The sequence below is a fragment of the Phycisphaerae bacterium genome, assembly GCA_012729815.1.
In the GTDB taxonomy this organism is placed as follows: Bacteria; Planctomycetota; Phycisphaerae; order JAAYCJ01; family JAAYCJ01; genus JAAYCJ01.
On sequence record JAAYCJ010000043.1, the window covers coordinates 1 to 25,870 of the forward strand.

Consider the following 25,870-nt stretch of genomic DNA (forward strand, 5'->3'; position numbering starts at 1 on the left):
CGATGATGCGATACTACCTTTCGGGCGGTGTGATGCTCGGCCACGAAAACGTCGCCGAGATCGTCGAAGCCGGTCCGGACGTCGCCACGGCCAGGGCGGGCGAGCGCGTGGTGGTCGATCCGCCGCTGGGTTGCCTCGTTCGCAAGATCGATCCGCCCTGTTCGGCGTGTCGGCAGGGGCGGCCGTCGGTGTGCGAGAACTTCGATCTTGGGAACATGCCGACCGCGATCGGGCTGGGCTACAACGGATTTACCGGCGGAAGCTGGTCGCCGTATTTCATCGCGCACCACTCCCAGCTTCACCCCGTTCCCGACGGCGTCGCCGACGAGCAGGCCATTCTCGTGGATCCGCTGGCGTGCAGCCTCCATGCGATTCTCGACGACCTGCCCGCCGCCAGCGAGAATGTGCTGGTGTTCGGAGCCGGGATCATCGGCTTGGCCACCGCGGCCTTGCTTCGTGTCGTTGAGCCGAGTCTGCGAATCGCCGTTACCGTCAAGCACCCGTTCCAAGCGGATCTGGCCAGGCACTACGGCGCCGACCACTTGGTCTACTGGAAGCGCGACCGTCAGCAGTCGTTCCGCGACTTGGCCTCCATCGTCAAGGCTCGTTCGGCCACGCTGCCCTTTGGCATGCACTTCCTCCAGGGCGGATTCGACCGCGTCTACTATTGCAGCGGAGCGGTTTCCGCCTTTGCCGACGCCGCCCGGCTGGTTCGGCCGAGAGGAACGCTGGTGCTGGTGGGAACGCCGCAGATCGGGATTACCGATCTGACGCCGCTGTGGCTCCACGAGATCAAGGTGGTGGGAACCACCGGCCGGGCCGTGCAGATGTTGCCGGGCGATCGGGAAGCGGCCCACAACTACCGCCACGTGCTGCGATTGCTCCAGGAAGGCCGGATCGACACGGCTCCGCTGAAACTCGCCTTCTACCGCCAGAAGGACTATCGGCGGGCCTTGGCGGATCTGCGGGATCGCCGGCATTCCGGCGTCGTCAAAGCCGCCTTCGACTTCCGCTAGCCGCCAGGAAAGGCTTCAGCGCCGGAGCTCATTCCCATTCGATGGTTGCCGGCGGCTTGGTCGAGATGTCGTACACCACGCGGTTGACCCCGCGGACCTCGTTGACGATGCGGCTGGCGACGGTGGCCAGCGTCTCGTGCGGAATGCGGACCCAATCGGCGGTCATGAAATCCCGCGTCTCGACCGCCCGCAGGGCGATCACGTATTCATAGGTCCGCCCGTCGCCCATCACGCCCACCGTGCCCACCGGGATCAGCACCGCGAACGCCTGGCCGATCGTCCGGTACAGGTTGGCCGCCCGGATTTCCTCGATGAAGATTTCATCCGCGTCGCGGAGAATGTCCAGCCGTTCGGGCGTGATCTGCCCGGTGATCCGCACCGCCAGCCCCGGGCCCGGGAATGGATGGCGCCATACGATCTCCTCCGGCAGGCCCAGGTGCTCGCCCACCGCACGCACCTCGTCCTTGAACAGGTCCCGCAGCGGCTCGATCAGTTCAAAGCCCAATTCGGCGGGCAACCCGCCCACGTTGTGGTGCAGCTTGATGTTGGCCGCTTTACCCGCGATGCTGTGGCCCGACTCGATCACGTCCGGGTACAGCGTGCCCTGGGCCAGGAATCGGGCGTCCTCGATCTCCCGCGCCTCGTGGCGAAACACTTCGATGAACTCGTGGCCGATGATCCGCCGTTTTTCCTGCGGGTCCGACACTCCAGCCAGCGCGCCCAGGAACCGCTGCGAGGCGTCCGCCACCCGCAGATCGATGTGGAAGTGGTCGCGGAACGTCGCTTCGACCAGTTCGGCTTCGTTCTTACGCAGCAGCCCGTTGTCCACGAAGATGCACGTGAGCTGATCACCGATCGCCTTGTGCACGATCGCCGCCACCACCGAGCTGTCCACGCCGCCGGAAAGCCCGCAGATCACCCGCGACTTGCCGACTTGTTCGCGAATCTGCTCGATCGCCTCCTCGGCGATGTCCCCGACCCGCCATGCGCCCTGACAGCCGCAGACGTCGTACAGGAAGTTCCGCAAAATCTGTCCCCCCATCGGCGTGTGGCTCACCTCAGGGTGGAATTGCACGCCGAAAAACGGACGGCGCTTGTGGCGGACCGCGGCCCACGCGGTGTTGCGGGTCTCCGCCAGTGCTTCGAAATCCTCCGGCAGCGTCTGGACGACGTCGCCGTGGCTCATCCACACGCTGGTCTCTTCCGGCACGTGGCACAGCAGGTCGTAACCGTTCTTGACCGTCAGATGCGTTCGGCCGTACTCCCGCGCCTTGGCCGCCTGGACCTGTGCGCCCAGGAGCTGCGAACCGATCTGCATGCCGTAGCATATCCCCAAAATCGGCACGCCCAGTTGGAACACCCGCTCGTCGCAGCGCGGCGCGCCCGGTTCATACACGCTGGAGGGCCCGCCGGAGAGGATCAGACCCTTCGGCTCGTACTCCTGGAGCTTCTCGATCGGCGTTTCGGGCGCGACCAGCAGACTGAACACGTGGTTCTCGCGCACCCGCCGAGCGATCAACTGGGAATACTGTGAGCCGAAATCAAGAATCAGTATGGTCTCTCGCGTCATCAATTGCCTCTCCGTCGAACAGCCTTGCCGCAATGCCAATTCTTGGTTCTACCCCCGCACCGGTCAAACGAAATCGGCCCGACTTCACGCGTTTTTCATCAACCACGGCATTGTACCGACCAGAAGAATTCATTATAATAAAAACAAAGTCTTATTAATGGGTGGCTATCATGGCGGCACGTCGAGCGGCGTTCGTTGGGTGGCTTTGTGTTCTGATTCTGGTCCTTGTCTCGGGCTGCGACTCCAGCGGCATTCCCGGTGACCCGAATGACCCAAACGATCCGAATGACCCGAACGAACCAGCCAAGTTGCCCCAGATTGTCTTCGATAACGGAAACATCAATACCGTCTACAACTACCCGACCAGCGCGACGGTGCTGGTTCTGGACTGCCCCTGCACGGTGACCTTGATTCGCAACTACCATTGGAACAATGGGGCGGGCACGGAGGAAGTCGGCACGATCTCACTGCGGGCGCAAAACGATGCGGTCTATGGCCCCTGGCAGGCCGAGGGTGTTGAGGGTAGTGGCGGCGTCGCCAACGCCTATTGGGACTGCGAACCCAACGTGTTGATCCCCGCGGGCAGGTACACCATCGAGGATTCCGACTCGGATACGTGGAGCCAGAACAGCGGCTCGCAGGGACAAGGAATCTGCCTGGTCGAGGGCTTCCTCGACGAGGATGAAACCGAGATCCTGGTCCGACAGACGGTCCAGCCGTCCGAGGCGGACCAGATCGTCGAAAAGGGCGGGGTGTCGGTGACAATCCCCGGAGGCCTGCTGGAGGAGGCTCAGATCCTGACCATCAAGGAGGTTTCGACTCCGCCCGCTCCGGACGACCCGACCCAGCAGCGGATCGCCGTGATCTGCGACGTCAGTCTGGGCGACCTGCACGATCTGGACCAGCCGCTGGAGGTGCGGATGATCTACGATCCGAATAGCCTGGAGGGTGTCGACTCGCCCGAGCGGGTGTTCTCCGGGGTCTACTGGGATCCGGTGGACGAGACGTGGATCAACACTCCGGCCTGGATCGACCCGCTGACCAACACCCTGACGCTGCGGACCGAACACCTCTCGCGCTTCGCGGGAGTCGAGCGCATCACCCCTGGATACATCCAGAATGACATCTTCGGCCTTTCTTACGTGCGCAGTCTGGTGGAGGCGGAAACCGGGCCGACCGTCGGGTGGTATACCAAGCCCGAGCCGGCGGTGACCAACCGTAGCGCCGGGATTCCCGACTACGTTGAGGACGTCTGGTACTTCATCAACAAGCACCGCGAAACCTACGAGGATTTCACCGGAAAGGAGAGTCTGAAACTCCGTCCACTCCTCACGATCCATGACGAGCCGGGGATAGAACGGCTGCCTATTGCCGTCACCGTCGGCGGGTCGGGCTCTCCGTACCGCAGCAAGATCACCGGCGACATACGCGTCTCGCTGGACTGTGCGTCCGGCCCGCAATTGCTCAGCTATGTCGTGGCCCATGAGCTGTTCCACGCCCTTCAGAACCGGTACTACAACTGCTTCGGGATGACCGCCAGGAAGTGGTGGATCGAGGCGACGGCCGAGTACGCCGCGGGCCGGATCGCCAATGCCGACTCGCCGTACATGGGCGGAGAGATGATCTACCCCCGGTACCTGGAAATGCCGCTGGATTTCGCCTCCGGCAACTTCATCGGGCTTAACAGTCCGCACCTCTATCACGAGTACACCACGGCCTTCTTCATCGATTTCATGGTGCGAATGAAGGGGGTGGATTTCGTCGATATGTGGACGCAGGTCGCCAAGTCGTGGTCGTTCAATACGCTCTCGGTCCTCGAAACCTACCTCAAAGGCAACCTGCCCGAGTACTACCGGGAATTCGCCGAACACTGGATATTCGGCTCGCAGAGTCCGGTTCACCAGACGCTCAAGGCGGGAGGATTCGCCAACGCGGCGTTCATCAACGATCCCTCTTTCATTCCCACGATCGAGGACTTCAACCGCCACCTGGGCCTCGAACGTTACAGTTCGGTTCTCTACCGTGTGGTGGTTGACGGCGCGGAAGGCAAGAGCTATGACTTGAGCCTGGGCGTCAACAAGGAATATATGGACGCGCTGCCCGAAGGGGTCACCATCGTCGCCTACCGCTTCCCGAACGACTCCTACGACGCCAGCCAGTTCATCGTCCGCTTGAATCCGTCGCAGACGGAGGTCGGTTTCACCGCCGCGGTTGGCGACGTGCTCTACATCCAGGTCATCAATGCCTCCTCGTCGTGGAAGAGCATACCCTACGCCCTGAAGGGAACCCTCCAGGAGCCGCAGGAAAGCGAACTGCTCAAAAAGATCAAGACTTGCGAGACGATCACGGTGGTGTTCTCCGGCGACCTGGTCTGGGAGTGTTACTACCATGACAGGGACGCGCAGACTCGCAACATGCCGCTCCGGGACGAATGTGGCTACGATAACGATCGAGCATGGTCTTCGGGCTATGATGTCGCCATCCAGTGGAATGGTGCGAGCTTCACCACCGAGTTTGCCGGTATCAAGCTCACCGGGACCTTCTCCTCCGACGGAACCCGCTTGCTGGAATGCACGGCCGTCGACAAGGACGTTCGCGATGATCGGGATGCCTGCGACCGTGGCCCGTTGCCGCCGTTCGGCGAAAGCAAACGAAACCTGTCTGTGATTAACGTGCCACTGGCGATCAACGACCCGTACTACATCGACTTCGGGGCGGGCAAGAACTACCCCGGCACCGGCTCGGCCGAAACCTACTGCACTCCCGATATCCATCTGGTATACGTCAGCGAGTGGGGTGGGTTCGGCACCTGGCCGAGGTGGAACACCGGGTATGACTGGTCGTCCATCTCGATTCGCGTCCTGCTGGACCTGAACTGACCAGCGGCTCTTTGACCGGAGGAAGACGACCTGCTAGACTTGTAGTGGTTTATCGAACTCACGGGAGAATGCGATGAGCGACCTTCAGCCGGTATGCGTACACAGGCCGCAGACGGAGTGGCAGGCCGACCTGCTGGTCCAGTTCCTCCGCGACAACGAGGTCAACGCCCATCTGGCCAACCGGGCCAGCGTGGGGCTTTGGGGCGACGGTTCGCTGCCCTTCGCCCAATTGGAGGTCCTTGTCCCCTCCGACCAGGCCAGCCGGGCCTCCGTCCTGATCGCCGAGTTCCTTGAGGAGCCCGCGGAGGACGATCCGCTCCCAGAGACGGATTAGGTTATATTGTATCAGTTTGACTTTCGGTGGGCGATTCGGGACGGCGAAAGGGGGCGGCGGGCGTCTTTGACGTCGGATTCTTTTGAATTCCACTTGAAAATCGGCTGGGGTCATTGGTATAAAATATGATTTAGCCCAAGTTCGACAGGCAACCGGAGTCTCCGGGGCCTCGCGACCCGCTCGCCGCGGTTCCGGGGCCGGTAAAAGGAAACCATATGGCCGCGAAGTTGAAAGCGAAAACACACAAAGGTTTGGCCAAGCGAGTCAAGATCACCGCCACCGGCAAGGTCACCCGGCGACGTGGCGGCAAGAGCCACTTGCTCTCGAACAAGAGCTCCAAGCGGCTCCGCGGCCTGCGTCAGCCCATGACCGTGCCGGATCACATGGCCAAGATGATCCGGGAGCAGATCGCCCCGTAGCTTCGGCCCAGGTCCACGTAAGGCAGCAACCACGAACGGAGAGGACGTTATATGCCCAGGGTAAGCGCAGCCGTTCCACGGCACAAACGAGTCAAGCGACTGATGAAGTCGGCCAGCGGATACCATTCCGATCGGTCCCGCACTCTGCACTCCGCCAGCGAAACCGTCATGCGGGCGGGTAACTACGCCCGCGCCGGCCGGCGGCTGCGGAAGCGAGACTACCGGTCGCTGTGGATCACCCGGTTGACCGCGGCGTGCCTGCCGCTGGGGATCAACTACAGCCGGCTGGTCCACGGTCTCAAGTCCGCCAACGTCGTGCTCAACCGCAAGATGCTCTCGGAGCTGGCCGTGCACGACCCGGTGGCCTTCGAAGCGGTCGTCAACACCGCCAAACAATCTCTGGCGAGCTAGAGCCATGACGGACCGGGCGATCGACGATCTACCCGCCCTGGCCGACGCGGCGCTGGCGGAGCTCGCCGGCGCCGGCGACGCCAAGGCCCTCGATGAGTTTCGCCTCAAATACCTTGGCCGCAAGGGTGTCTTCACCGAGGCGAGAACCTCGATCGGCAAACTCCCCGCTGAAGATCGTCCGCGCGCCGGCAAGCTGATCAACGAGGCGGCGGCCAAAGTCGAAGCCGCTTTCAAGGAGAAGAAGGACCATCTCGAGGGCCAGGTCGTCTCCGGGCCAGCTTACGACGTGACGCTTCCGGGCGTCAAGCCCCTGGTCGGCCGGCCGCACGTCCTGACCCAGACCATGCGGGAGTTGTCCGAGATCTTCGGCCGCATGGGCTTCGAGGTCATTGACGCGCCCGAGGTCGAGGACGAGCGCCACAACTTCGTCGCCCTCAACATCCCTGAAAGCCATCCCGCCCGCGATCCGCTCGACAACTTCTACGTCGACGAAGGGCGGCTTCTGCGTTCGCAGACCTCGACGGCGCAGATCCGCGTGATGGAGCAGCGGACGCCGCCGGTCCGCGTGGTGCATTACGGCCGCGTATACCGGCCGGACACCATCGACGCCAGCCATCACATGATGTTTCACCAGATCGAGAGCCTGTACGTCGATCGCGACGTGACGATGATCGACCTCAAGAGCACGATCCTCCAGTTCTGCCACGCCTACTTCGGCCCGGAGATCAATATCCGCCTGCGGCCGAGTTACTTCCCGTTCACCGAACCGTCAGCCGAGGTGGACATGACCTGCATGATCTGCCACGGCAAAGGCTGCAACCTCTGCTCCGGCGGATGGATGGAACTCGGCGGGTGCGGCATGGTCGATCCAAACGTCTTCCGGGCGGTCGGATACGATCCGGATGTCTACAGCGGCTTCGCGTTCGGCCTGGGCATCGAGCGGATGGCCATGCGCAAGCACAACATCACCGACATCCGGCTCTTTACCGAAAACGACGTTCGCTTCCTCCAGCAGTTCTGATCGCGGATCGGGCGCGGCTGGTTTCCTGGAATTCCATTCTTCTGAGCAAGTCGCAGGGCGATGGTGCATCGAGACGATGCGCCCTACGCGGAGGCGGCTTGGCGGCGCTCGTATTTCTTGACGATCTCGGGCAAAGCCTGGAAGAAACGGGCGACGCTGTCGGAAAGGGTCAGGTTGCGTCTTGCCATCATCCGCCGGGCGACCTCGGCAGCCTGGGCGGCGTCGTAGTCGGTCTGGACCTGGTCGGTCAGCCATCGGAACGAACCGACGAACTTGGGCGGAATGTGGCTCAGGATCACGCTGGAGCAGGTGCCGACCACCGACCCGCTGCCGAAGCAGACGTTGATCCCGACCTTCGAGTGGTCGCCGATCACCAGGCCCAGGAACATCAATCCGGTGTTGATTTCGTCGTGGCCGTCCAGCGACGTGGTGATCTTGCCGTAGGTGTTCTTGAGGTCGGAACTGACCGAGCCGGCTCCGATGTTGACCCACTCGCCGACGTAGCTGTGGCCGAGAAACCCGTGGTGCTGCTTGTTGCTGTACGCGTGGATGATGCTGGCGTCGATCTCGCCACCGACCTTGCAGACCCTGCCGATCGACGTGTTCTCGCGAATGATCGCCATCGGCTGGACCACTGAGCCGGGTCCGATGCAGCAGGGGCCCTGGATGACCGCGTTGGCCCCGATCTTCACCCGGTCGTCGATCCACACCGGGCCTTCCTCGGCGTCGATGACCACGCCGGGCATGATCCGGCACGACTCGCCGATGTGAATGGCCTTCTCGCCGATCAGATGGACGGCGCTGTGAACGCCCGCGCCCTTTACGCCGTCGTTGCACTCGCGGAGCAGTTCGGCTGGGTTGTGGACGATCAGATCCCACGGGTAGTTGACCAGCTTGACCTCGGGTCCGGCCGCGACGGCCTTGAGGGTGCTGAACACGGTCCGCCGCAGGTCCTGATGGGCCAGAACGTTCGAGGTCAGGAGGCGGGCCATCGGCTCGCTCAGCCGCGCCGCCGCCACCGCCTCGCCCTTGTACAGATAGCTGTCCGGCTCGAGCTCCGGCAGATCGCCATCCGCCAGCCACCGCCCGTTGACCAGCAGGACCTCGCCCTTCAGCTCGCGCAGATCCGGATTGACCTGAAGTTCGCTGTGCTCCTGGACGATGTCGGCCAGCTCCGGCCGAACGAACACGATCGGATGCTGCATCCCTTTGCGCTGCCGGATCTTCTCGAGCAGGCTCAGCCGCCCGCAGCGAAGCTCAAACACTGGCCTCCAGTAGGTCAGAGGCAGTAACGTCCGGAACCCGCTGTCCTCAAAAACGATCACCGTCATCGTCAGCCCCTCGAAAAGCGTGCCTCACCCCGACAGCCCCACACCTGTCCCCCTTGCGCCAAGTCCTATGGCTGGATCCAACTGGCACTATCCTAACGATAGCAGGCGGGATCGACAAGCGCCGGTCACCGAAATGCGCATACCATCCCTATGCCTTCTTCCGGGTTTGCCGTCTTGAAGTCAGGCCGCCCGGCGACCGCACGAAACAACCATACCATTACCGGTTCGCCTCGGTCACCGGGCGAATCGGCTGGGATGGAATCCGCCTGCGTCAGGGGAATTCCCGGCTGAGCTACTGGGACATCTGGCGGCGATAGCGCACGTAGAAGACGAGCAGGACGATCAGCAGAATGACGATCAGCGGGTACCAGATGTACGGAGGAATGCCGAAGATCACGCCCAACATCGAACTTGCCATCTCTGAACTCCTTCGACTCAAACTGCAGGCGATACACCCTTGAGTTGATACGGGCCAAAAACCTCGCATCGCTTGGCGGGCGGACAAATCCTGCCGCCATAGCCATTTATTTAACAGTAACGGCCCCTCAAGTCAAGGAAAGACAAGGCCATGCGGGATTTTTTGTGGAGATCGGCCAGACGGCGGGACTGCCGGTCTGATCGGCAGTCGCCGACGGTGAGGCCAGTTATGAGCAGAAGCTCCATCGCACAGACGTCGTTCAACGCGGGCCACGAGAATCGGCATGCAGATCGGGCCTGAGAACCGCACTCAGTCTCCATTAAACAGCTTCATCTTAATCCATGGGTTGTTGGTCTCCGGCGAGGCATCAACGAATTTGCTCGCGGGCACCCAGCCGGCGTGGCCATCCGGATAGACCGCATTGACGCCCTCACCCGCGTGCGAACCGGGTGTAAGATAACGATAGTCCCACGGATTGCCGTTCACGAAACAGATACCCACCACGGTGGTTGCCGATTCGCCGGGCTGAAGTTCCGGTGGCCACTGCCACAGACTTCCCGGTCCCGCAGTGGCCGCGCTGAAAGGCAGCACGTAAAGCACGTTGGCAAATGTGGGGTCGGAGAAGAAGACATTTCCTGGGCAACTCAAGATGCCGCGTTTGTCGCTCGGAACTCTGCCGAGCCACTCGGCCGGTACGTACGGCAGCAACCGGCCGAAGCCGAAGAACTTCTCGGGCCAGGCGGGTGGGTAGTCCCAGTCCCAGACCACACGCCAGTCGTTCCAGTGCGTCGGGAAATACTTCTCGTGGTTATCCATCAGGTACTGACCGGTTGCCACGCCGACGTTGTGCCAATTGGCCAGGCAAACCGTCTTCTGACTGGCATTGCGCGCCTGCTGCAGGGCCGGTAGCAGGATGGACACCAGCACGGCGATGATCGCCACGACGACCAGAAGCTCGATCAAGGTAAACGCTTTTATCCATGTTCTGACCATGGTTCGGTCCTCTCAGAGGTGATTATGGTTGTCCAGCCGTCTCGATCTCCAGAAGGATCGGGCTCATCGGCTGCAGCGAAATGTTGTCCAGTTCCACCGAGCGCCGCTCGATCAGGTCCGTCGCCCGGCCCTCGACCGCCAGACGGACGGTGACGGGTTTCGGCAGATGGTTGATCATGCCCGCCAGGAGCTTTCCCTGGTAGGGTACGACGCGGTATTCCACTCCCCACGCTGCGCTGCCGCTCTCCGCGTCGGCGAGGCTGACGATCTCGAACCCGCCGTCGCAAAGGGTTCCACGCAGCGACGCCGCCAGGGGTTTCTCGTCGGCTAGAGCGAGCTTCACGGCGCCGGTTACGTCCGCTGAGGCGTGCCGGCGATGGTACTCGTCCCATTCGAGGCATTCCTCGCCGAGCATGACCACGCGTCCGCCGTCCGCGGCGAACTGCCGCAATCCGGCCACTGCCTCCTTCGGCAGGTGCGTCGCGTGCGGAACGACGATCCAGTCCACCTTCGCCGCGGTCCCTGACGCCAGTTGCCGCTCGCTGACGAACGTGACCGGCTGGCCCATGAACGTCAGGCCGGTGTACGCCCTCGCGGTAACGTCCGCGTAATCCGGCTCCCAGAACAGCGACGTCTGCGAGTATAGCAGGGCGACCCGCGGCTTGGCCGTCGACAGGGCTGCGACCTGGCTGGACAGACGGTTCAGATCGAGCATCGTCCGGCTGGCCGAGTAGGCGTTGGCCGGCCGGAAGAAGATGCTGCCCGACAGCGAAGGACCCTTCGAGTCTTCCCACACCCACATCACCGTTGCGCCCTGGTGGTGTATCGCGCCTTGCCACAGCACCGAGCGGATATGGCTTGGCGGAATGTGCTCGGGCGGATACTCATCCGGGATGAAGTGGTTCTCGGAGTCGAACACCGGCTGGCCCTTGAACGAGTGTTGCAGGTCGTACCACATCTGTTCGTGCTGCCAGCCGTAGGCGTACGGGCTGCCGGTCAACGCCGCGAAGCAGTCGTTGCCCGCCAGGTCGGTCACGCCGCACATCAGTTCCGCGTCGACGCCCAGGCCGAAATCGCCCCGGCTGAACGCCTGCGCCATTGTCTTCATGTGCGTCGGGACGTTCGGAGCGTACTGCTTGACCAGCGAGTTCATCCACGCGTGCCAGTCGGCGAAGTTCTTCTGATTGAACCGCGCCCAGTCGTAGAACGCCCGTTGTTCGCCGAGTTCGCTTGGTATCTCAAGCCGCCACGGCGGGACATCTTCGAAGTTCGCGTACTGCGTCCCGTACAGTGCGTTCAGTGCGTCCAGCGTTCCGTGCCGTTCCTTCAGATACGCGATCCACCGCGGACGGCTGTAGGGGTCGTGTCCGCTGGTCGCGTAGACCGGCTCGTTCGACAGGCAGATACTGAACAGGGCGGGTTCGTCCTTTACCGCGGGAACGAGGGCCTCGATCCATCGGCCCATCACGTCGCGGGCCTTCGGATGGTCGATGTTGTGGTAGAGGAACCCCGTGCGGACGATCTCCGTGACGTCCGGCGCTTCCGACACCGCCCAGCCCGGGAAGTAGTGCGGCGAAAGCAGCAGGTCCACCTTGATCCCGTGTTGCGCCGCCCGCTTCAACGTGTCCACCATGCCCTGGACGCTGTTGCCCACCGTGCCGTCCGGATTCATGTTTGACGGGCCGCGCTCCTGCTGAACGATCGTCACGCCCAGCGACGGGAAATTCGGGAAGTCATGCTCCGCCGTCGCCCAGGCGCCATAGCCGACGAACCAGCAGGGGAGTTCCTCCGCTTGGCTCGCATCGCCCGCCGACATCTCCGTGACGAACACGCCGTCGCGGACCGCCACCGGGCCGCCCGTCGGACGTGGAACGATGATCGGGCCCGTTTGCCGCTCCAGGCGGTCGGCCAGATCGGCCTGCGTCCGCCGGACCACCTCGGCCACCTCCTTGGCCTGCATCAACTCCCACTCCGCCCCGTCGCGAGCCTCCTCGACGCGGGCGATGTACCGCTCCGCGACCGCAATGCCAAGCCGGATGTACGAATCGTCCGACAGCGCCGTATGGGACTTGAGCGTTTCCCGAGTCGCCGATAGTTCAGACTTCGCCCCGGCCAGAATCTCCCTCGCCTTCGACCTGAGATTCGCCCGCTCAAATCCGCATCGGGCGGTCTGGCGCCACGCGTTTCCATCGGCCGACGTCTCCGAGATAACCGCGTATCGACCGTCCTCGGTCAACGCCGACAGCGGAACCGAAAACTCCAGCGTCCGCACCTGTCCCGCGCCGCACTCCGGCAGCGTCGCGGTAAACCAGTTCGCGACGACCGCTCCGGATTCCGTCGCGGCGGATATCCGCAGTTGTTCCTCCGAAGCCCGCGCCACTGCGTAGTCAGCGTACCGGCCGGTGACCCAGTCCTCGGCGTCATAGTGATGGCCCTGCAGCCGAATGCACGCCGCCGATCGGGTCTCGTCCTTGCCCATCAACACGACCTGCGCGTATTCGTTGGGCATCTTCGACGACCCGATTCCCGGCGTCCATTCCACGTAGCGGCGGCCGCGCGTCGAATCGTTGATCAGGACGTCCATGCCGATCACCCGCGGCGGGTCGGCGGCGTCCACCGACAGACATCGCCACGGAATCCTGACGTTCAGCACGTAGCCCGTCGCGGTGCGCTTCACGCTCTTGGCCACCTGCGACCACTCGAACTCGCCGCCACCCGCATGCCATGCAAAACACAGCGGCTCGCCCGATGCGTCCGGCGCCAACCCAAATTCATAACACGTCTCGGTATAGCCGTGCTTGCGGCCTTCGGGCGCGGTGTCGATCGCCACCTGCACGCTGTCGCCTTGCCACATCCAGGCGCCGGGCGTCACCTCGCCCTCGGTCGCGTCCTGAACGTCGAGGCTCAGGATCAACCCCTCATCATCCCACTGCATCCGCACGTCGGCCCCGAACGCCGGATCGTCCGCCGCCCGGATCGACACCACTGGCGGGTCCAGCTTCGATCCCGCCCACGGCGCCGGATAGAACCTCGCCTCAGCCGTCAGGCCCGCCGCCACCTCCGGCGATCCGACCTGCGGGTCGGTCACCCGGCCCACCGCGACCATCGATACGTCGTCGATCCAGATGGCCTGCGTTGGGTCTTCCGTCACGATCATCAACTCGAACGGTCCGCGGGCCGGGCCGCTTGTGTACTCGACCGATACCTCCGTCCAGTCGTACGTGCCCGATGGAGCACGCTGGCGAAGCCGCCAGCCGGGCCCGCCGCCGATCCACACCGTTGAACCCACGCCTTCGCCCTTGCACCACATCGAAATGCGATAGTTCGTGTGCGGCGCCAACGCCGCCGTCTGCCGCCACAGCCGGCCGTAAACGTGCGGCCCGAAGGGCGATGCGTTCGTCAGCTTCAGCGAGTATTTTCCCGAACGTGCTACGCTCTCATCGATGGTCACTGCCGCCTGCACGTCGTTTGACAGTTGCCAGGCCCAGCCCGCCATGCCCTCCTCAAACCCGCCGTTGGCGACTGAATTCTCGTCCGCCCCGGCCGCTTCAGCGGGAAACATCGCCATCCACGCCCAGAGGATGCACACCACCGGACACGTCGAGAAAGCCTGTCTCATGCTGTACCTTTGAGAAGAAGATGATTTGCGTGTTCTGTCACAACCTTCACAGTGCCGGTTCATCCGTCCCTATGTCCTCATTTGGAATAGTGCGCGAATATGTCGCCCTTGTTGGCCTTGAGGTCCTCGTACGCCACCGGCTGAACGTGACCGTCCACGAAGCACACCATGCTCGCACCGCGATGCCGCGGAGCGGCGCACTTGTAGTCGCTGACGGGGTCGTCCCAGTTGATCTCCACCGGGCATTCGACATAGGGCTTGGTCGTGCGGAATGCTGCTCCATAGTAGAGATTGCCTTCGGCGTCGCCGAGCATCCAGAGTTCTGACGCCCTGTTGATCTGCGACGCCGGCGTCGTCCAGCGAGCTCCCACCAGGTGAGCACTATGGGGCCAGTATCCTCCGTTCACGCCGTAACCGCCGCCCCATTGGATTCGCTGATCCGTCACTGCGGGACACCGCCAGATTCCCTCGATAACGTCTCCCCACTCCTCGCTCTTCCACCGCGCCACCGGCGGGACGTACCGGCCGTAGACCAGGAGATTGGTGTAAAAGCGTCTCATCTCAGCGTCCGGACTTGGATCGGAAGGCGAGGCAGCGTTGAACGGAACCAGGAAACCCTCCCAGTCATCCATGTACATCAGGCAGGCCGTCGCCAGTTGCCTGACGTTCGACGCGCAGTTGACCTCTCTGGCCATCTCCCTCGCCGCGTTCAACGAGGGCAGCAACATGGCGACCAGCACGGCGATGATGGCGACGACCACGAGGAGTTCGATCAGTGTAAAACCGGTCTTTTTTACGCTGGCGTGGCGATTCATTTCAGACACCTCCTGCTGACGTCCATCCGGACCAGGGCGTTGGACTTCCGTTTTGTCAGGCCGATTCCCGAATGACCAGTTCCACCGGCAGGTGGATGTGCACCGGCGGCGTGATGTTTCGGGAAATCAACTGGTGAAGCAGCTTGGCCGCGTCGTAGCCGATCTGCTGCCGCGGCTGACGGGTCGTGGTCAACGCGGGCTTGAGAAACTTGGCCAGCGGAATGTCGTCGAACCCGACCACGTTCAGGTCGGTCCCCACCCTCAGCCCTCGTTGCTCAGCTGCCCTATAGAGGCCGGCCGCCAGATAATCGTTCAGGCAGAACACGCTCAACGGCGGCGGATTCTCAGCCAGCAGACGCTCAGCGGCTTCGGCAACCGGGGCCAGCTTGCGGTCGTTGGGCCAGAAATCCGGATCGCCGTCGCTTACCTGCGAATTGAAGGTATACCGCTCGACCAACTCGCCGAAACCGGCGTCGACCATCGCCCGCCCATAGCCCTGATAGCGGTCGCGATGCGTCTTGTGTTCGATGGCCGTGCACAGATAGTACGCCGGCCGGTGGTACTTCTCGATCAGATACGAGGTGGCCTGATAGACCCCGGCTGCATTGTCCACCTGGACCGAACTGATTGGCAACTCACCGACCACCCGATCGAGGCAGACGATCGGGAAACCCGCGTCGCTCAGCCGCCGCAGCGCGTCGAGATACGTCTCATGGGCGTACGGCAGGACCAGAAGTCCCTGAACCGGGTAGTCCTCGACGTGCCGAAGCACGTGCAGGGCCTGCTCATGGCCGTGGGTATTGAGGAACATCTGGAAGTGCAGGCCGTGCTCAGCGGTATAGCGCTTGATCCCCTCGCGGATGCCCACCAGGTGGGCGTCCGGCTCGGCTGCGAACACCGCCCCGATGGCGGTCTGGGTTTGTGGTCCGGACATGCTCGTCGAAAGCTGTTCCGGCTCATCCTGGCCATTCCGCGGCGGGATCATCGCCCCCTTTTGGGGCACTTTGACGACCTCGTGGCGGTCGGCGAGGATGGCCAGCACCTTCCGCATCGTCATCCGCGAAACGCCATAGTTCTGGGCCAGATCCCCCTCCGACGGAAGCAGCAGGCCTTCCCGGTACTGACCGGAGCGGATGTCCTGCTCGAACCGCTCCGCCACGCGAAGCGCCTTGCTGTTATAGACGGTTGCCGCCTGTGAATTCATACACTCATTATAATGGAAAGCTAGGTGGTATGTCAAAACTTTTCTTAAGCTTTTTAGTGTGGATGGCAATGGTTTTGGCTAAACATGGATGTCTTGTATAAATTCTTTTCGCCGGGGCGTTGACAGCGCTGCCGCAGCATGTATAATGCCCTTACACACTGTGGGTCGCAGGGGCGATTCAGATAGTCGCTGTGGGATGGCGGACATCTGTGGGCCAGGCTCCTTGGCCACAGGAGACGGTGGATATCAGTGGCACTTATAGAGCAAATTCCAACCCGTGTGCACGAGCATCTGTGCCCGAACGGCGGGACCGACGGCCTCCACGTGGTGATCTACGCCGACCTGACCCGTACCGGGCGGTTCGGGCAGGAGTGGCTGGTAGTCACCGATGACCGGGTGCGGGTGATGGGGGCCGACGGGCAGGGCCTCGATCTGCCGCTGGAGCAGATCGTCTCGGTCAGTGCGGACTCGCTGGTGGGGGGCGGGGCGCTCTCGGCGGCGGTCGACGGCCGGATGGTCGAACTGGTCCGCTATACCAACGCCCGCGAGCGGACGTTCAGCCGGACGGCCAAGTTCCTCAATGAGCTGGTCGAGTATCGCCGGGAACTGGCCAAAGGCTCGACGGAGAAGAAGCCACCCGAAATTCACGCCGACGAGGAGGAAGACAATCGCTGCCCTCGCTGCAAGCTGCTGTTGGCCGAGGGCACCAAGGTATGTCCGGCGTGCCTGCGGAAGCACAAGGTGATCGGCCGGCTGGCCGGCTACTTCAAGCCGTACGTCTGGCAGTTGACGTACGTCTCGGTGTTGATGCTGGCGGGAACCGGGCTGAACCTGATCCCTCCGTACCTGCCCCGTCCGCTGATGGATCAGGTGCTGGTGCCGACGGAAGCGGCGGAGGCGGGCCAGCGGATCCGGCTCTTGGGGTTTCTGGTTTTGGCGATGCTGCTGGCCCGAGCGGGCCACCAGGTGCTGGGCATTCTTCAGGGACGGGCGGTCGCGTGGCTGGGCGCCAGGTTGTCGCACGATCTGCGGACCGAGCTGTATTCGCACCTGCAGTTCCTTTCGCTGGGCTACTTCGACCGGCGAAAAATCGGAGCGATCGTGGCTCGGGTGACCCAGGACACCAGTTCGCTGGAGCACGCGCTGATCGATATGGTCCCGTACGTTGCGGTGCAGGTACTGACACTGATCGGGATATGCGCGGTCCTGTTCTGGATGAACTGGCAGCTCACGGTGCTGGTGCTGGTTCCGGCCCCAGCGGTGGTGGTCCTGTCGCGTGCGTTCGGTCGTCGGCTGATGCGGCTGTGGCATCGGTTCTTCCACTATCGCCAGCGGCTCAACGCCGGGGTCAACGACAGCCTCTCCGGCATCCGGGTGATCAAAGCCTTCGCCCAGGAGCGCAAGGAGGCCGGACGCTTCTCGGAGCACAGCCGCGAGGTCTTCGAGGCGACCTACCTGGCGGAGCGGACGTGGGCGACGCTCTTTCCGATCCTGTGGTTCGTCACGAGCCTCGGGGCGATCATCGTCTGGTACGTGGGCGGCAAGCAGGTCATCAGCGGCTTGGTCACGCCGGGAACGCTGATGGCGTTCGTCACTTACCTGACCATGCTCTACGGTCCGCTGCAGTTCCTCAGCCGGATCAGCGACTGGCTCGCCCGTTCCCTGACCTCGGCCCAGCAGGTCTTCGAGGTCCTCGACACCCAGCCGGACGTCCGTGAGGCGGCCGACGCCGTGCCGATGCCGCGGATCGAAGGGCGGGTGGAACTGCGAAACGTCACCTTCGGCTACGATAAGCACAAGCCGGTGGTCAAAGACGTGTCGCTGGACGTGGCGCCGGGCGAGATGATCGGTCTGGTCGGCCACAGCGGAGCGGGTAAGAGCACCGCGATCAACCTGATCTGCCGCCTCTACGACGTCAACGAAGGGCAACTCCTGATCGACGGCGTGGACATCCGCCGCATCCATCAGCAGGACCTGCGACGGCGGATCGGCGTGGTGCTCCAGGACACGTTCCTGTTCAACGGCACGATCCTGGAGAACATCGCCTACGCCAAACCGGAGGCGGGCCTCGAGGAGGTCATGATCGCGGCCAAGGCGGCCAACGCCCATGACTTTATCGTCAGCAAGCCCGACGGCTACGACAGCGTGGTCGGCGAACGCGGCCAGATGCTCTCGGGCGGCGAGCGCCAGCGGATCGCCATCGCCCGGGCCATCCTGCACGACCCGCGAATCCTGATCCTCGACGAGGCGACCTCGTCGGTCGACGCCGACACCGAGCGCCAGATCCAGGAGGCGATCGCCCGGCTGGTCAAGGGCCGCACAACTTTCGCGATCGCCCACCGTCTCAGCACGCTGCGCAACGCCGACCGGCTGGTGGTCCTCAAGGACGGCCGGATCGCCGAACTGGGCACGCACGATGAGCTGCTGGCCAAGAAGGGGGAATTCCACCGGCTGGTGGAAATCCAGAAAGAAATGTCGCGGATCAAGGCGGTGGAACGATGAGCCAGACGACAGCAGCCGGCGCCGGCCGGAAAGTGGAACGCCCCCCGGTGGACAGGCCGATGACCGCAAGCGATGCAAAACCCGACGCCGCGACGCTGACGATCCTCGATCCGAAAGAGCTGCGCTTTGCGCGGGCGGGTGTGGAACTGCGACTGACGGTGGGGGATCGGTGCTCCTATCCGGCGGTGAAGGTGCTGCGGGCGTTTCCGCTCTCTCAGCCGCAACGGCACCTGAGCGTCCGCGATACCGGCAACCGCGAGATCGGTGTGATCGCCGACCCCGGCAAGCTCGATGAGGCCAGCCGGCGTCTGGTCGAGGAGGAACTCGACCGCCGCTACCTGGTCCCGGTGATCCGCCGCGTCATCGCGGTCAAGGAGTGGTTCGGAACGGTCGACTGGCAGATCGAGACCGACCGCGGCGAGGTCCGCTTCACCACCCGAAACCTGCGGGAGAACCTGGTTCAGCCGTCTCCGGGCCGGCTGCTGCTGACCGACGTGGAAGGCAACCGTTACGACGTGCCGCAGTTCTCAGCCCTGGACTCACGAAGCCAGGGGCTGCTGATGGGGCATCTCTAACCCGATTAGAACATCCGGTCGATGATCCGGCGGGCAAGCCCCACCCATTTGCGGATGCGCTCGCCGTCGCCCTGGACCGTCTCGACGTCCTTGAGCGTGATGTCGAAGTGGCCGCCGCGGCAGATCGCCAGGTCGCGTTCCAGAATGCGGCCGATGCGATCGGCGTCGAACCCGTAGGCGACCATGTCGGCCGGGCTCGGCCGATAGCTCATCACGTAGTCCGTCCCGATCTGCTCCACACACTTGGCCACGTCGGCCATCGGCGAGACCGCGACCCGCCGCAGGTTGTGGATCTTCCGCAGCAGGGGTATCTTGCGGCTCAAGTCCTCGCAGCAGCCGTAGGCGCAAAGCCCGAACTGCTCGATGATCGGGATCTGGTAGCGGAGCATGAACTCCTCGAACATCTCCGGGCCGACCAGTGTGGTCTCCTGCGACGCGCAGAAACACCAAAGCTGCTCGCGCCGCACCGGCGGGCTGTCGGCGGCGGGATCGGCCAGCTCGTGCGCGTAGGGCATGGCCTGGTTCTGATGGTGGGCCAGGCGCCAGTCGCCTGCGGCTTCAGCCTGGCTGTGGGTCTTGAGAATCGCGTCCCGCATGAACGCCAGCAGTTCGTGCAGCCACTGCGGCCGGTCCACCATGTCGTACATGAACTGCTCCAGCCCGCGCAGGTGGGCCAGCTCGGTCGAGATGTCCGCCTGCCACATCTGGTGTACCGGGCCGCGGTCGATGCTGATCGCGATCAGGTCGCCGATCGCCTCGTCAAGCTGCCCAGCCAGACGCGCCGTGGCCGCCTCATCGACCACGTGATCCGGAGCGATCAGCCTGACGACGTCCTCGGGCGCCTTGATCGGGGCCAGGTACTCACCGGCGGTGCCCTCGCCATCGGGCCGGTGCATGCCCGTCCGCACGCCCCAGATGCCCTCCACGTGCGTCGGCCGAACCGCTGGCAGGGTCACCCACGGCTCAAAGATGAAATCGTCGCCGAACTCCCAGCGGAAGAGTTGGCTGCGAAAGAAATCCTCGTACTGCCGCAGCAGCGGGTCCTGGCACCGGCAGACGGATTCGGCCATCTCGCTCCACGCGAAGGCCCGGACGTAGATCAGCGGGCGGGTCGGCCGGCGGCTGTTCAGGTCGCGCCACAGGCGGCGGCGCTCCTCCTGAACCGGATCGCGGCAAATCTCCAGGTACCGTCGGGCCAGGTCCCGCAGGATCGTGCGGTCGGTTTCGGACATCGCAGCCTCCATCGCTGGACGCGGTAAAAACTGGCCGCGCAGTATGCCGAAATACGCCGGCGGATTCAAGAGCGGACGAATCGAGGCCTCGGCAACGTCGAAATTGGCATGGACCTTGACGGGCAAGCATTATACAATTCAAGGCTTATCGGCGAGTTCAAGCGGATTGGAGGTCCAAGCAGTGGCTATCGCGTACAACAAGCGGACGCACAGTTGCGGGCAGTTGACGGCGGCGGACGTCGGCAGGCAGGTCCTGCTCTGCGGATGGGTCCAGTCGTACCGGGATCACGGCGGGGTCATCTTCATCGACCTGCGCGACCGCGAGGGGCTCACTCAGGTGGTCTTCGACCCGGAGACCGCCAAGGAGGCCCACGACCTGGCCGACACCCTGCGCCACGAGGACGTGATCGCGGTGGAGGGCAAGGTCCGCCCGCGGCCCGAGGGCATGATCAATCCAAAACTGCGGACCGGCGAAATCGAGGTCGAGGCCAGCTCGCTGGAACTGCTCAACAAGTCGGACAACCCGCCCTTCATGATCAAGGACGACATCGAGGTCGGCGAGGACCTGCGGCTCAAGTACCGCTATCTGGACCTGCGCCGCCCGCGGCTCCAGAAGGCCCTGATCACGCGCCACCGGATCTGCAAGATCATGCGCGACCACTTCGACGAACTGGGCTTTCTCGAGGTCGAAACGCCGTTCCTGACCAAATCCACGCCGGAAGGGGCCCGCGACTTCCTGGTGCCAAGCCGCCTGCAGCCCGGCGCGCTCTACGCCCTGCCGCAGTCGCCCCAGTTGTTCAAGCAACTCCTGATGGTCTCCGGGTTCGAGAAGTACTTCCAGATCGTCCGATGCTTCCGCGATGAGGACTCGCGGGCCGACCGCCAGCCGGAATTCACCCAACTCGACGTCGAGATGTCGTTCGTCCAGGCCGACGACGTGATGAACGTCATCGAGGCCCTGATGGTCAAACTCATGAAGGAGATCAAGGGCGTGGATGTGGAACGCCCGTTCCCGCGCATCAGCTATCAGGAGGCGGTGGACCGCTACGGCATCGACCGGCCGGACATGCGGTTCGAGATGTTCCTGCACAACATCACCGACGTCGCCGGAAAGAGCGAGTTCAAGGTCTTTACCAACGTGGTGGCCTCACACGGCATCGTCAAGTGCCTGGCCGTTCCGAACGGCGGCGAGAAGGTCTCGCGGGCCCAGATCGACCAGCTCGACAAGTGGCTCCAGAACGATTTCGGGACCAAGGGACTGGCCTGGTGGCGGGTCGAAGCGGGCGGCAAGCTCGGCGGGACCATCGCCAAGTTCTTCAACGAAGAACAGCAGCAGGAGATCGTCCGGCGGACCGGCGCCAACGAGGGCGACCTGATCCTGGCCATCGCAGCCAAGGAATCGATCACCCACGCCGCCCTGGCCGCCCTGCGCCTGCGGCTGGGGGCGGAACTGGGCCTCATTCCCAAGGACACCTACAAGCTCTGCTGGGTTCTGGACTTCCCACTTCTGGAGTACGACGAAGAGGAAAAACGCTGGGCCGCCATGCACCACCCGTTCACCTCGCCCAAGGACGAGGACGTGGCCAAGCTCGATACCGACCCGGGCGCCGTGCAGGCCAAGGCCTACGACATTGTGCTCAACGGTATCGAGATCGGCGGAGGCAGCATCCGTATCCACCGCCAGGACGTCCAGCAGAAAATGTTCCGTCTGCTGGACATCAGCGATGACGAGGCCCGGCTGAAGTTCGGCTTCCTGCTGGACGCCCTGAAGTTCGGCGCGCCGCCGCATGGCGGCATCGCACTGGGCCTCGACCGGTTGGTGATGTTGCTGACCGGCTTCCTGAGCATTCGCGACGTGATCGCGTTCCCGAAGACCCAGCGGGCCCAGTGCCTGCTGACCGAAGCCCCGTCGCCGGTTCCGGAAAAGCAACTGACGGAGCTGTCCATCCGGCTGCTGACGCAGAACAAGTAGTATCGGGCTCTACTATAGTTAAAGGCGAACCATGGCGCGGGCCAAGGTGGACCACGAGCGGATCGAGAACGCGGTGCGGGAGATCCTCCTGGCGGTTGGCGAGGATCCCGATCGGGAAGGCCTCGCCCGCACGCCTCAGCGGGTGGCCCGGATGTACGCTGAGCTGTTCTCCGGCATCGATGAGGATCCGGGAACGCACTTGAAGACCACCTTCTCCGAGCGCTACGACGAGATGGTCGTCCTCAAGGACATTCCGTTCCACACGGTCTGCGAGCATCACCTTCTGCCGTTCATCGGCCGGGCCCACGTGGCCTACATGCCCAACGGCAAGGTGGTGGGGGTCTCCAAGCTCGCGCGGGTCATCGAGACGCTTTCGAACCGCCCGCAGGTCCAGGAACGCCTGACCACCCAGATCGCGGACCTCCTGATGGACAGGCTCAGCCCCAAGGGCGTGGCCGTCGTCCTGATCGCCGAACACACCTGCATGACCATCCGCGGTGTGCGCAAACCCGGCTCAAAGATGATCACCTCGGCCCTTCGCGGTACCTTCAAGACCAACCTGGCCACCCGAACTGAAGTCATGTCCTTCTTCCGCGAGTAGTTATCGGACCTTGCGGATCGTACTCGTGTGGTCGGCGCTGGCGGTGTGTGCCTTTCTCGGAAAAATTCTGATTTTATGTATTGACATATCGACATGTCTCGATATATGGATTTATGAGGAGATGATTATGGATCGTGAAATGACGCTGTTGCCGGAAGAAAAGCTCAGGTGTGCAGCCGAGTGCCTCAAGGTCATGGCCCACCCGGTGCGCCTGCGGATCGTGGACTTGCTGATGCAGGGCGAGTTTCCCGTCCACGAGATCGCCGAACTGTGTGGGACCAGCCCCCATCAGACCTGCGAGCACCTGCGACTGCTCCAGGGCCACGCGTTCCTGGCCAGCGAACGCCGCGGGCGGACGGTGTACTACCGGATCGCCTCGCCTCGATTGCCCAAGCTGTTGGAGTGCATCCGCAGCACCTGCGAGTCGCAAGAAGACACATAGGGAGGAATAGGAATGATCGCGAACGGTAGGGTGAAGGTGGTGGTGATTGGCGGAGTGGCCGGCGGGGCGTCAGCGGCCACGCGGGTCCGGCGGCTCTCCGAGGACGTCCAGATCGTTCTGTTCGAGCGGGGCAAATACGTCTCGTTCGCCAACTGCGGCCTGCCGTACCATATCGGCGGACAGATTGCGGACCGCCAGAAGCTGCTGGTTCAGACGCCGCAGGGTCTGCGCGACCGCTACCACATCGACGTTCGCACCGAAACCGAGGTGGTGCGGATTGACCGCGGGCACAAGCGGGTGGTTTTCCGAAACGTGGCTACCGGACATGAAGACACCGAATCCTACGATAAGCTCGTCATCAGCAGCGGGGCCGAGCCGCTGCGGCCGCCCATCCCCGGATCCGACCGGCACGGCGTCCACACCCTGCGCACGCTGGCCGACATGGACGCGATCAAAGAACGCATCGAAACGATGCCAACGGGCCGGGCGGTCGTGATCGGAGCGGGCTACATCGGCCTGGAGATGACCGAGGCCTTGCGCGAGCGCGGCTTGCAAGTTGATCTGGTCGAACTCGCGCCGCAGGTGATGAACCTGATCGACCCGGAGATGGCGATGCCCGTCCAGAAGCACCTGGAGTTGCATGAGGTTAAGCTGCACCTGAACAACTCGGTCACCGGCATCGAGGAAAACGCGGACGAACTGAAGGTGCGACTCAGCAGCGGCGAGACGATCGACTGCGGCCTGGTGATCCTGGCGGCGGGCGTCCGCCCGGAGAACCGCCTGGCCCGTGAGGCGGGCCTGAAACTGGGCCAGACCGGCGGCGTGGCCGTCAATCCGCACATGCAGACCAGCGATCCGGACATTTACGCGGTGGGCGACGTGGCCGAGGTCGAGCATCTTGTGGGCGGTTTTCCCGCCCTGGTCCCGCTGGCTGGACCAGCCAATCGCCAGGGCCGCATCGCCGCCGACCACATCTTCGGCCGCGACAGCCGATACCGCCGTACGCAGGGCACCGCCATCTGCAAGGTCTTCGACCTGGCGGTCGGCATGACCGGCCTGAGCGAAAAGGAACTCAAACGCCGCGAGGTGCCGTTCCACAAGGTCTACGTCCACCCGGCCAGCCACGCCAGCTACTATCCCGGGGCCAACCCGATCGCCCTCAAGCTGCTGTTCGACCCGAAAGGCAAGGTGCTCGGCGCCCAGGCGGTCGGAACGTCCGGAGTGGACAAGCGGATCGATGTGCTGGCGGTGGCCATCCGCGCGGGCCTGACCGTTGACGACCTCAAGGACCTGGAACTCTGCTACGCCCCGCCGTTCGGATCGGCCAAGGACCCGGTCAACTACGCTGGCTTCGTGGCCGCCAACGTGCTGGCGGGCGACGTCCAACACATCTACGCCGAGGAACTGAGCGAAGCCGACGAGGACCGCGTGCTGCTCGACGTGCGGAACCCCGAGGAAGTGGCGGCAGGGACCATTCCCGGATCAACCATCATCCCGTTGCACCAACTTCGGTCTCGTCTCGACGAACTGCCGAGGGACAAGGAGGTGGTGGCATTCTGCCAGGTCGGCCTGCGCGGCTATCTGGCCTGCCGGACGCTCATGCAGAAGGGCTTCGCCTGCCGCAACCTGACCGGCGGATACAAGACCTACCAGATGGTCACCGCGGCCATGCCGCCGGAGGATACCAAACCGGAGGAGTTGAACGACGACGCGGGCGAAAAAAGCCATCCGCATTCCGAGACCGTCTCGCCGCCGGCGCCGGCGCCGAAGACGTCGGCAATCAAGCAGATCGACGCCCGCGGCCTCCAGTGCCCGGGACCGATCATGACGCTGGCACGCGAACTGGACGGCCTGCGACCCGGCGAGGCCCTGACCATCCGGGCCACCGATCCGGGCTTCGCCGCCGACGTCGAGGCCTGGTGCCGCAGCACGGGCCATCGGCTGGTGGAGGTGGGACGCAACAACGGCCACTACCACGCCACCGTGGTCAAACAGGATGCACCGGCCGCAACGACCGACCGGCCCGCACAGACCGCCAAGGACAAGACGATGGTCGTCTTCAGCGGCGACTTCGACAAGGCGATGGCCTCGTTCATCATCGCCAACGGGGCGGCCGCGATGGGGGGTAAGGTCACCATGTTCTTTACTTTCTGGGGCCTCAATATCCTTCGCCGCAACCAGGCCGCCCCGGTCAAGAAGACGCTGATCGAGCGGATGTTCGGCTGGATGATGCCGCGCGGGGCGGATCGCCTGGCCCTCTCGAAGATGCACATGGGCGGGCTGGGCACGTGGATGATCAAGGGAATCATGCGAAGCAAACGCGTCGCGTCGCTGCCGGAGTTGATCGACAGCGCCAAACGGGCGGGCGTGCGGCTGGTCGCCTGTTCGATGTCGATGGACCTGATGGGAATCAAACGCGAGGAACTGATCGACGGCGTCGAGGAAGGGGGCGTGGCCCTCTACCTGGATCGGGCGGAGCATGCCGGAGTGAACCTCTTCATCTAACACTACGCGCA

The 25,870-nt window shown here is 63.6% G+C and carries 19 protein-coding genes; 12 read left to right on the forward strand and 7 right to left on the reverse strand.

Going from position 1 to position 25,870, the window contains the following annotated elements:
* The coding region (locus GXY33_03265) for a zinc-binding dehydrogenase (GenBank protein NLX04147.1) at nt 1-1,016 on the forward strand (1,016 nt) is incomplete at its 5' end.
* 28 nt (nt 1,017-1,044) lie between these two features.
* Here GXY33_03265 and guaA read toward each other — a convergent pair.
* On the reverse strand, nt 1,045-2,586 hold the full coding sequence (guaA, locus tag GXY33_03270) for a glutamine-hydrolyzing GMP synthase (protein NLX04148.1): 1,542 nt from the start codon (nt 2,584-2,586) through the stop codon (nt 1,045-1,047).
* Nucleotides 2,587-2,756: 170 nt separating this feature from the next.
* Here guaA and GXY33_03275 point away from each other — a divergent pair, with 170 nt between their 5' ends.
* The 5 genes from GXY33_03275 to pheS all read left to right on the forward strand — a co-directional run bounded on the left by GXY33_03275 (nt 2,757) and on the right by pheS (nt 7,650).
* A complete protein-coding gene (locus GXY33_03275; protein NLX04149.1) occupies nt 2,757-5,465 on the forward strand; it encodes a hypothetical protein in 2,709 nt (902 codons plus the stop codon).
* 73 nt (nt 5,466-5,538) lie between these two features.
* The gene (locus GXY33_03280; protein ID NLX04150.1) at nt 5,539-5,799 is read left to right on the forward strand and encodes a hypothetical protein; all 261 of its coding nucleotides are present in this window, start codon (nt 5,539-5,541) and stop codon (nt 5,797-5,799) included.
* 215 nt (nt 5,800-6,014) lie between these two features.
* The gene (gene rpmI / locus GXY33_03285; protein NLX04151.1) at nt 6,015-6,218 is read left to right on the forward strand and encodes a 50S ribosomal protein L35; all 204 of its coding nucleotides are present in this window, start codon (nt 6,015-6,017) and stop codon (nt 6,216-6,218) included.
* A gap of 51 nt (nt 6,219-6,269) precedes the next feature.
* A complete protein-coding gene (gene rplT / locus GXY33_03290; protein ID NLX04152.1) occupies nt 6,270-6,629 on the forward strand; it encodes a 50S ribosomal protein L20 in 360 nt (119 codons plus the stop codon).
* Between the two features lie 4 nt (nt 6,630-6,633).
* Complete coding sequence (gene pheS / locus GXY33_03295; GenBank protein ID NLX04153.1) at nt 6,634-7,650, forward strand: phenylalanine--tRNA ligase subunit alpha; 1,017 nt, start codon at nt 6,634-6,636, stop codon at nt 7,648-7,650.
* A gap of 83 nt (nt 7,651-7,733) precedes the next feature.
* Here pheS and GXY33_03300 read toward each other — a convergent pair whose 3' ends face one another.
* The 5 genes from GXY33_03300 to GXY33_03320 form a co-directional block, all read right to left on the reverse strand.
* Nucleotides 7,734-8,981: a hypothetical protein gene (locus GXY33_03300; protein NLX04154.1), complete on the reverse strand. Its 1,248-nt coding sequence runs from the start codon at nt 8,979-8,981 to the stop codon at nt 7,734-7,736.
* A 727-nt stretch (nt 8,982-9,708) separates the two neighbouring features.
* Complete coding sequence (locus GXY33_03305) at nt 9,709-10,392, reverse strand: prepilin-type N-terminal cleavage/methylation domain-containing protein (GenBank protein ID NLX04155.1); 684 nt, start codon at nt 10,390-10,392, stop codon at nt 9,709-9,711.
* Nucleotides 10,393-10,414: 22 nt separating this feature from the next.
* Nucleotides 10,415-14,011 (reverse strand): hypothetical protein, encoded by a 3,597-nt coding sequence (locus GXY33_03310; protein ID NLX04156.1) that lies wholly within the window; start codon nt 14,009-14,011, stop codon nt 10,415-10,417.
* A 77-nt stretch (nt 14,012-14,088) separates the two neighbouring features.
* Nucleotides 14,089-14,826: a DUF1559 domain-containing protein gene (locus GXY33_03315; GenBank protein ID NLX04157.1), complete on the reverse strand. Its 738-nt coding sequence runs from the start codon at nt 14,824-14,826 to the stop codon at nt 14,089-14,091.
* Between the two features lie 55 nt (nt 14,827-14,881).
* On the reverse strand, nt 14,882-16,030 hold the full coding sequence (locus tag GXY33_03320; GenBank protein NLX04158.1) for a substrate-binding domain-containing protein: 1,149 nt from the start codon (nt 16,028-16,030) through the stop codon (nt 14,882-14,884).
* 279 nt (nt 16,031-16,309) lie between these two features.
* On the opposite strand from GXY33_03320, the gene GXY33_03325 reads away from it, so the two are divergent.
* Nucleotides 16,310-18,532, forward strand: coding sequence for an ABC transporter ATP-binding protein (locus tag GXY33_03325; protein ID NLX04159.1), 2,223 nt, complete (start codon nt 16,310-16,312; stop codon nt 18,530-18,532).
* Nucleotides 18,529-19,107, forward strand: coding sequence for a DUF1854 domain-containing protein (locus GXY33_03330; GenBank protein ID NLX04160.1), 579 nt, complete (start codon nt 18,529-18,531; stop codon nt 19,105-19,107). The genes GXY33_03325 and GXY33_03330 overlap by 4 nt, the downstream gene beginning before the upstream one ends.
* A 5-nt stretch (nt 19,108-19,112) precedes the next feature.
* Here GXY33_03330 and GXY33_03335 read toward each other — a convergent pair whose 3' ends face one another.
* Nucleotides 19,113-20,339: a hypothetical protein gene (locus GXY33_03335; protein NLX04161.1), complete on the reverse strand. Its 1,227-nt coding sequence runs from the start codon at nt 20,337-20,339 to the stop codon at nt 19,113-19,115.
* A gap of 43 nt (nt 20,340-20,382) precedes the next feature.
* Between GXY33_03335 and aspS the strand changes: the two genes are divergently transcribed.
* The 4 genes from aspS (at nt 20,383) to GXY33_03355 (ending at nt 25,859) form a co-directional block, all read left to right on the forward strand.
* Complete coding sequence (gene aspS, locus GXY33_03340) at nt 20,383-22,311, forward strand: aspartate--tRNA ligase (protein NLX04162.1); 1,929 nt, start codon at nt 20,383-20,385, stop codon at nt 22,309-22,311.
* A 31-nt stretch (nt 22,312-22,342) separates the two neighbouring features.
* On the forward strand, nt 22,343-22,912 hold the full coding sequence (gene folE / locus GXY33_03345; GenBank protein NLX04163.1) for a GTP cyclohydrolase I FolE: 570 nt from the start codon (nt 22,343-22,345) through the stop codon (nt 22,910-22,912).
* Nucleotides 22,913-23,039: 127 nt separating this feature from the next.
* Nucleotides 23,040-23,354, forward strand: coding sequence for a winged helix-turn-helix transcriptional regulator (locus GXY33_03350; protein ID NLX04164.1), 315 nt, complete (start codon nt 23,040-23,042; stop codon nt 23,352-23,354).
* 12 nt (nt 23,355-23,366) lie between these two features.
* Nucleotides 23,367-25,859 carry an FAD-dependent oxidoreductase gene (locus tag GXY33_03355; protein ID NLX04165.1) on the forward strand — a complete coding sequence of 831 codons (2,493 nt, stop codon included), beginning with the start codon at nt 23,367-23,369 and terminating at the stop codon, nt 25,857-25,859.
* Nucleotides 25,860-25,870 lie beyond the last annotated feature (11 nt).

Excerpts from the sequence above, each read along its gene's own strand:
- guaA (NLX04148.1), bottom strand. The coding sequence starts at position 2,586 with ATGACGCGAGAGACCATACTGATTCTTGATTTCGGCTCACAGTATTCC.
- GXY33_03275 (NLX04149.1), top strand. The coding sequence starts at position 2,757 with ATGGCGGCACGTCGAGCGGCGTTCGTTGGGTGGCTTTGTGTTCTGATT.
- GXY33_03280 (NLX04150.1), top strand. The coding sequence starts at position 5,539 with ATGAGCGACCTTCAGCCGGTATGCGTACACAGGCCGCAGACGGAGTGG.
- rpmI (NLX04151.1), top strand. The coding sequence starts at position 6,015 with ATGGCCGCGAAGTTGAAAGCGAAAACACACAAAGGTTTGGCCAAGCGA.
- rplT (NLX04152.1), top strand. The coding sequence starts at position 6,270 with ATGCCCAGGGTAAGCGCAGCCGTTCCACGGCACAAACGAGTCAAGCGA.
- pheS (NLX04153.1), top strand. The coding sequence starts at position 6,634 with ATGACGGACCGGGCGATCGACGATCTACCCGCCCTGGCCGACGCGGCG.
- GXY33_03300 (NLX04154.1), bottom strand. The coding sequence starts at position 8,981 with ATGACGGTGATCGTTTTTGAGGACAGCGGGTTCCGGACGTTACTGCCT.
- GXY33_03305 (NLX04155.1), bottom strand. The coding sequence starts at position 10,392 with ATGGTCAGAACATGGATAAAAGCGTTTACCTTGATCGAGCTTCTGGTC.
- GXY33_03310 (NLX04156.1), bottom strand. The coding sequence starts at position 14,011 with ATGAGACAGGCTTTCTCGACGTGTCCGGTGGTGTGCATCCTCTGGGCG.
- GXY33_03315 (NLX04157.1), bottom strand. The coding sequence starts at position 14,826 with ATGAATCGCCACGCCAGCGTAAAAAAGACCGGTTTTACACTGATCGAA.
- GXY33_03320 (NLX04158.1), bottom strand. The coding sequence starts at position 16,030 with ATGAATTCACAGGCGGCAACCGTCTATAACAGCAAGGCGCTTCGCGTG.
- GXY33_03330 (NLX04160.1), top strand. The coding sequence starts at position 18,529 with ATGAGCCAGACGACAGCAGCCGGCGCCGGCCGGAAAGTGGAACGCCCC.
- GXY33_03335 (NLX04161.1), bottom strand. The coding sequence starts at position 20,339 with ATGTCCGAAACCGACCGCACGATCCTGCGGGACCTGGCCCGACGGTAC.
- aspS (NLX04162.1), top strand. The coding sequence starts at position 20,383 with ATGCCGAAATACGCCGGCGGATTCAAGAGCGGACGAATCGAGGCCTCG.
- folE (NLX04163.1), top strand. The coding sequence starts at position 22,343 with ATGGCGCGGGCCAAGGTGGACCACGAGCGGATCGAGAACGCGGTGCGG.
- GXY33_03350 (NLX04164.1), top strand. The coding sequence starts at position 23,040 with ATGGATCGTGAAATGACGCTGTTGCCGGAAGAAAAGCTCAGGTGTGCA.
- GXY33_03355 (NLX04165.1), top strand. The coding sequence starts at position 23,367 with ATGATCGCGAACGGTAGGGTGAAGGTGGTGGTGATTGGCGGAGTGGCC.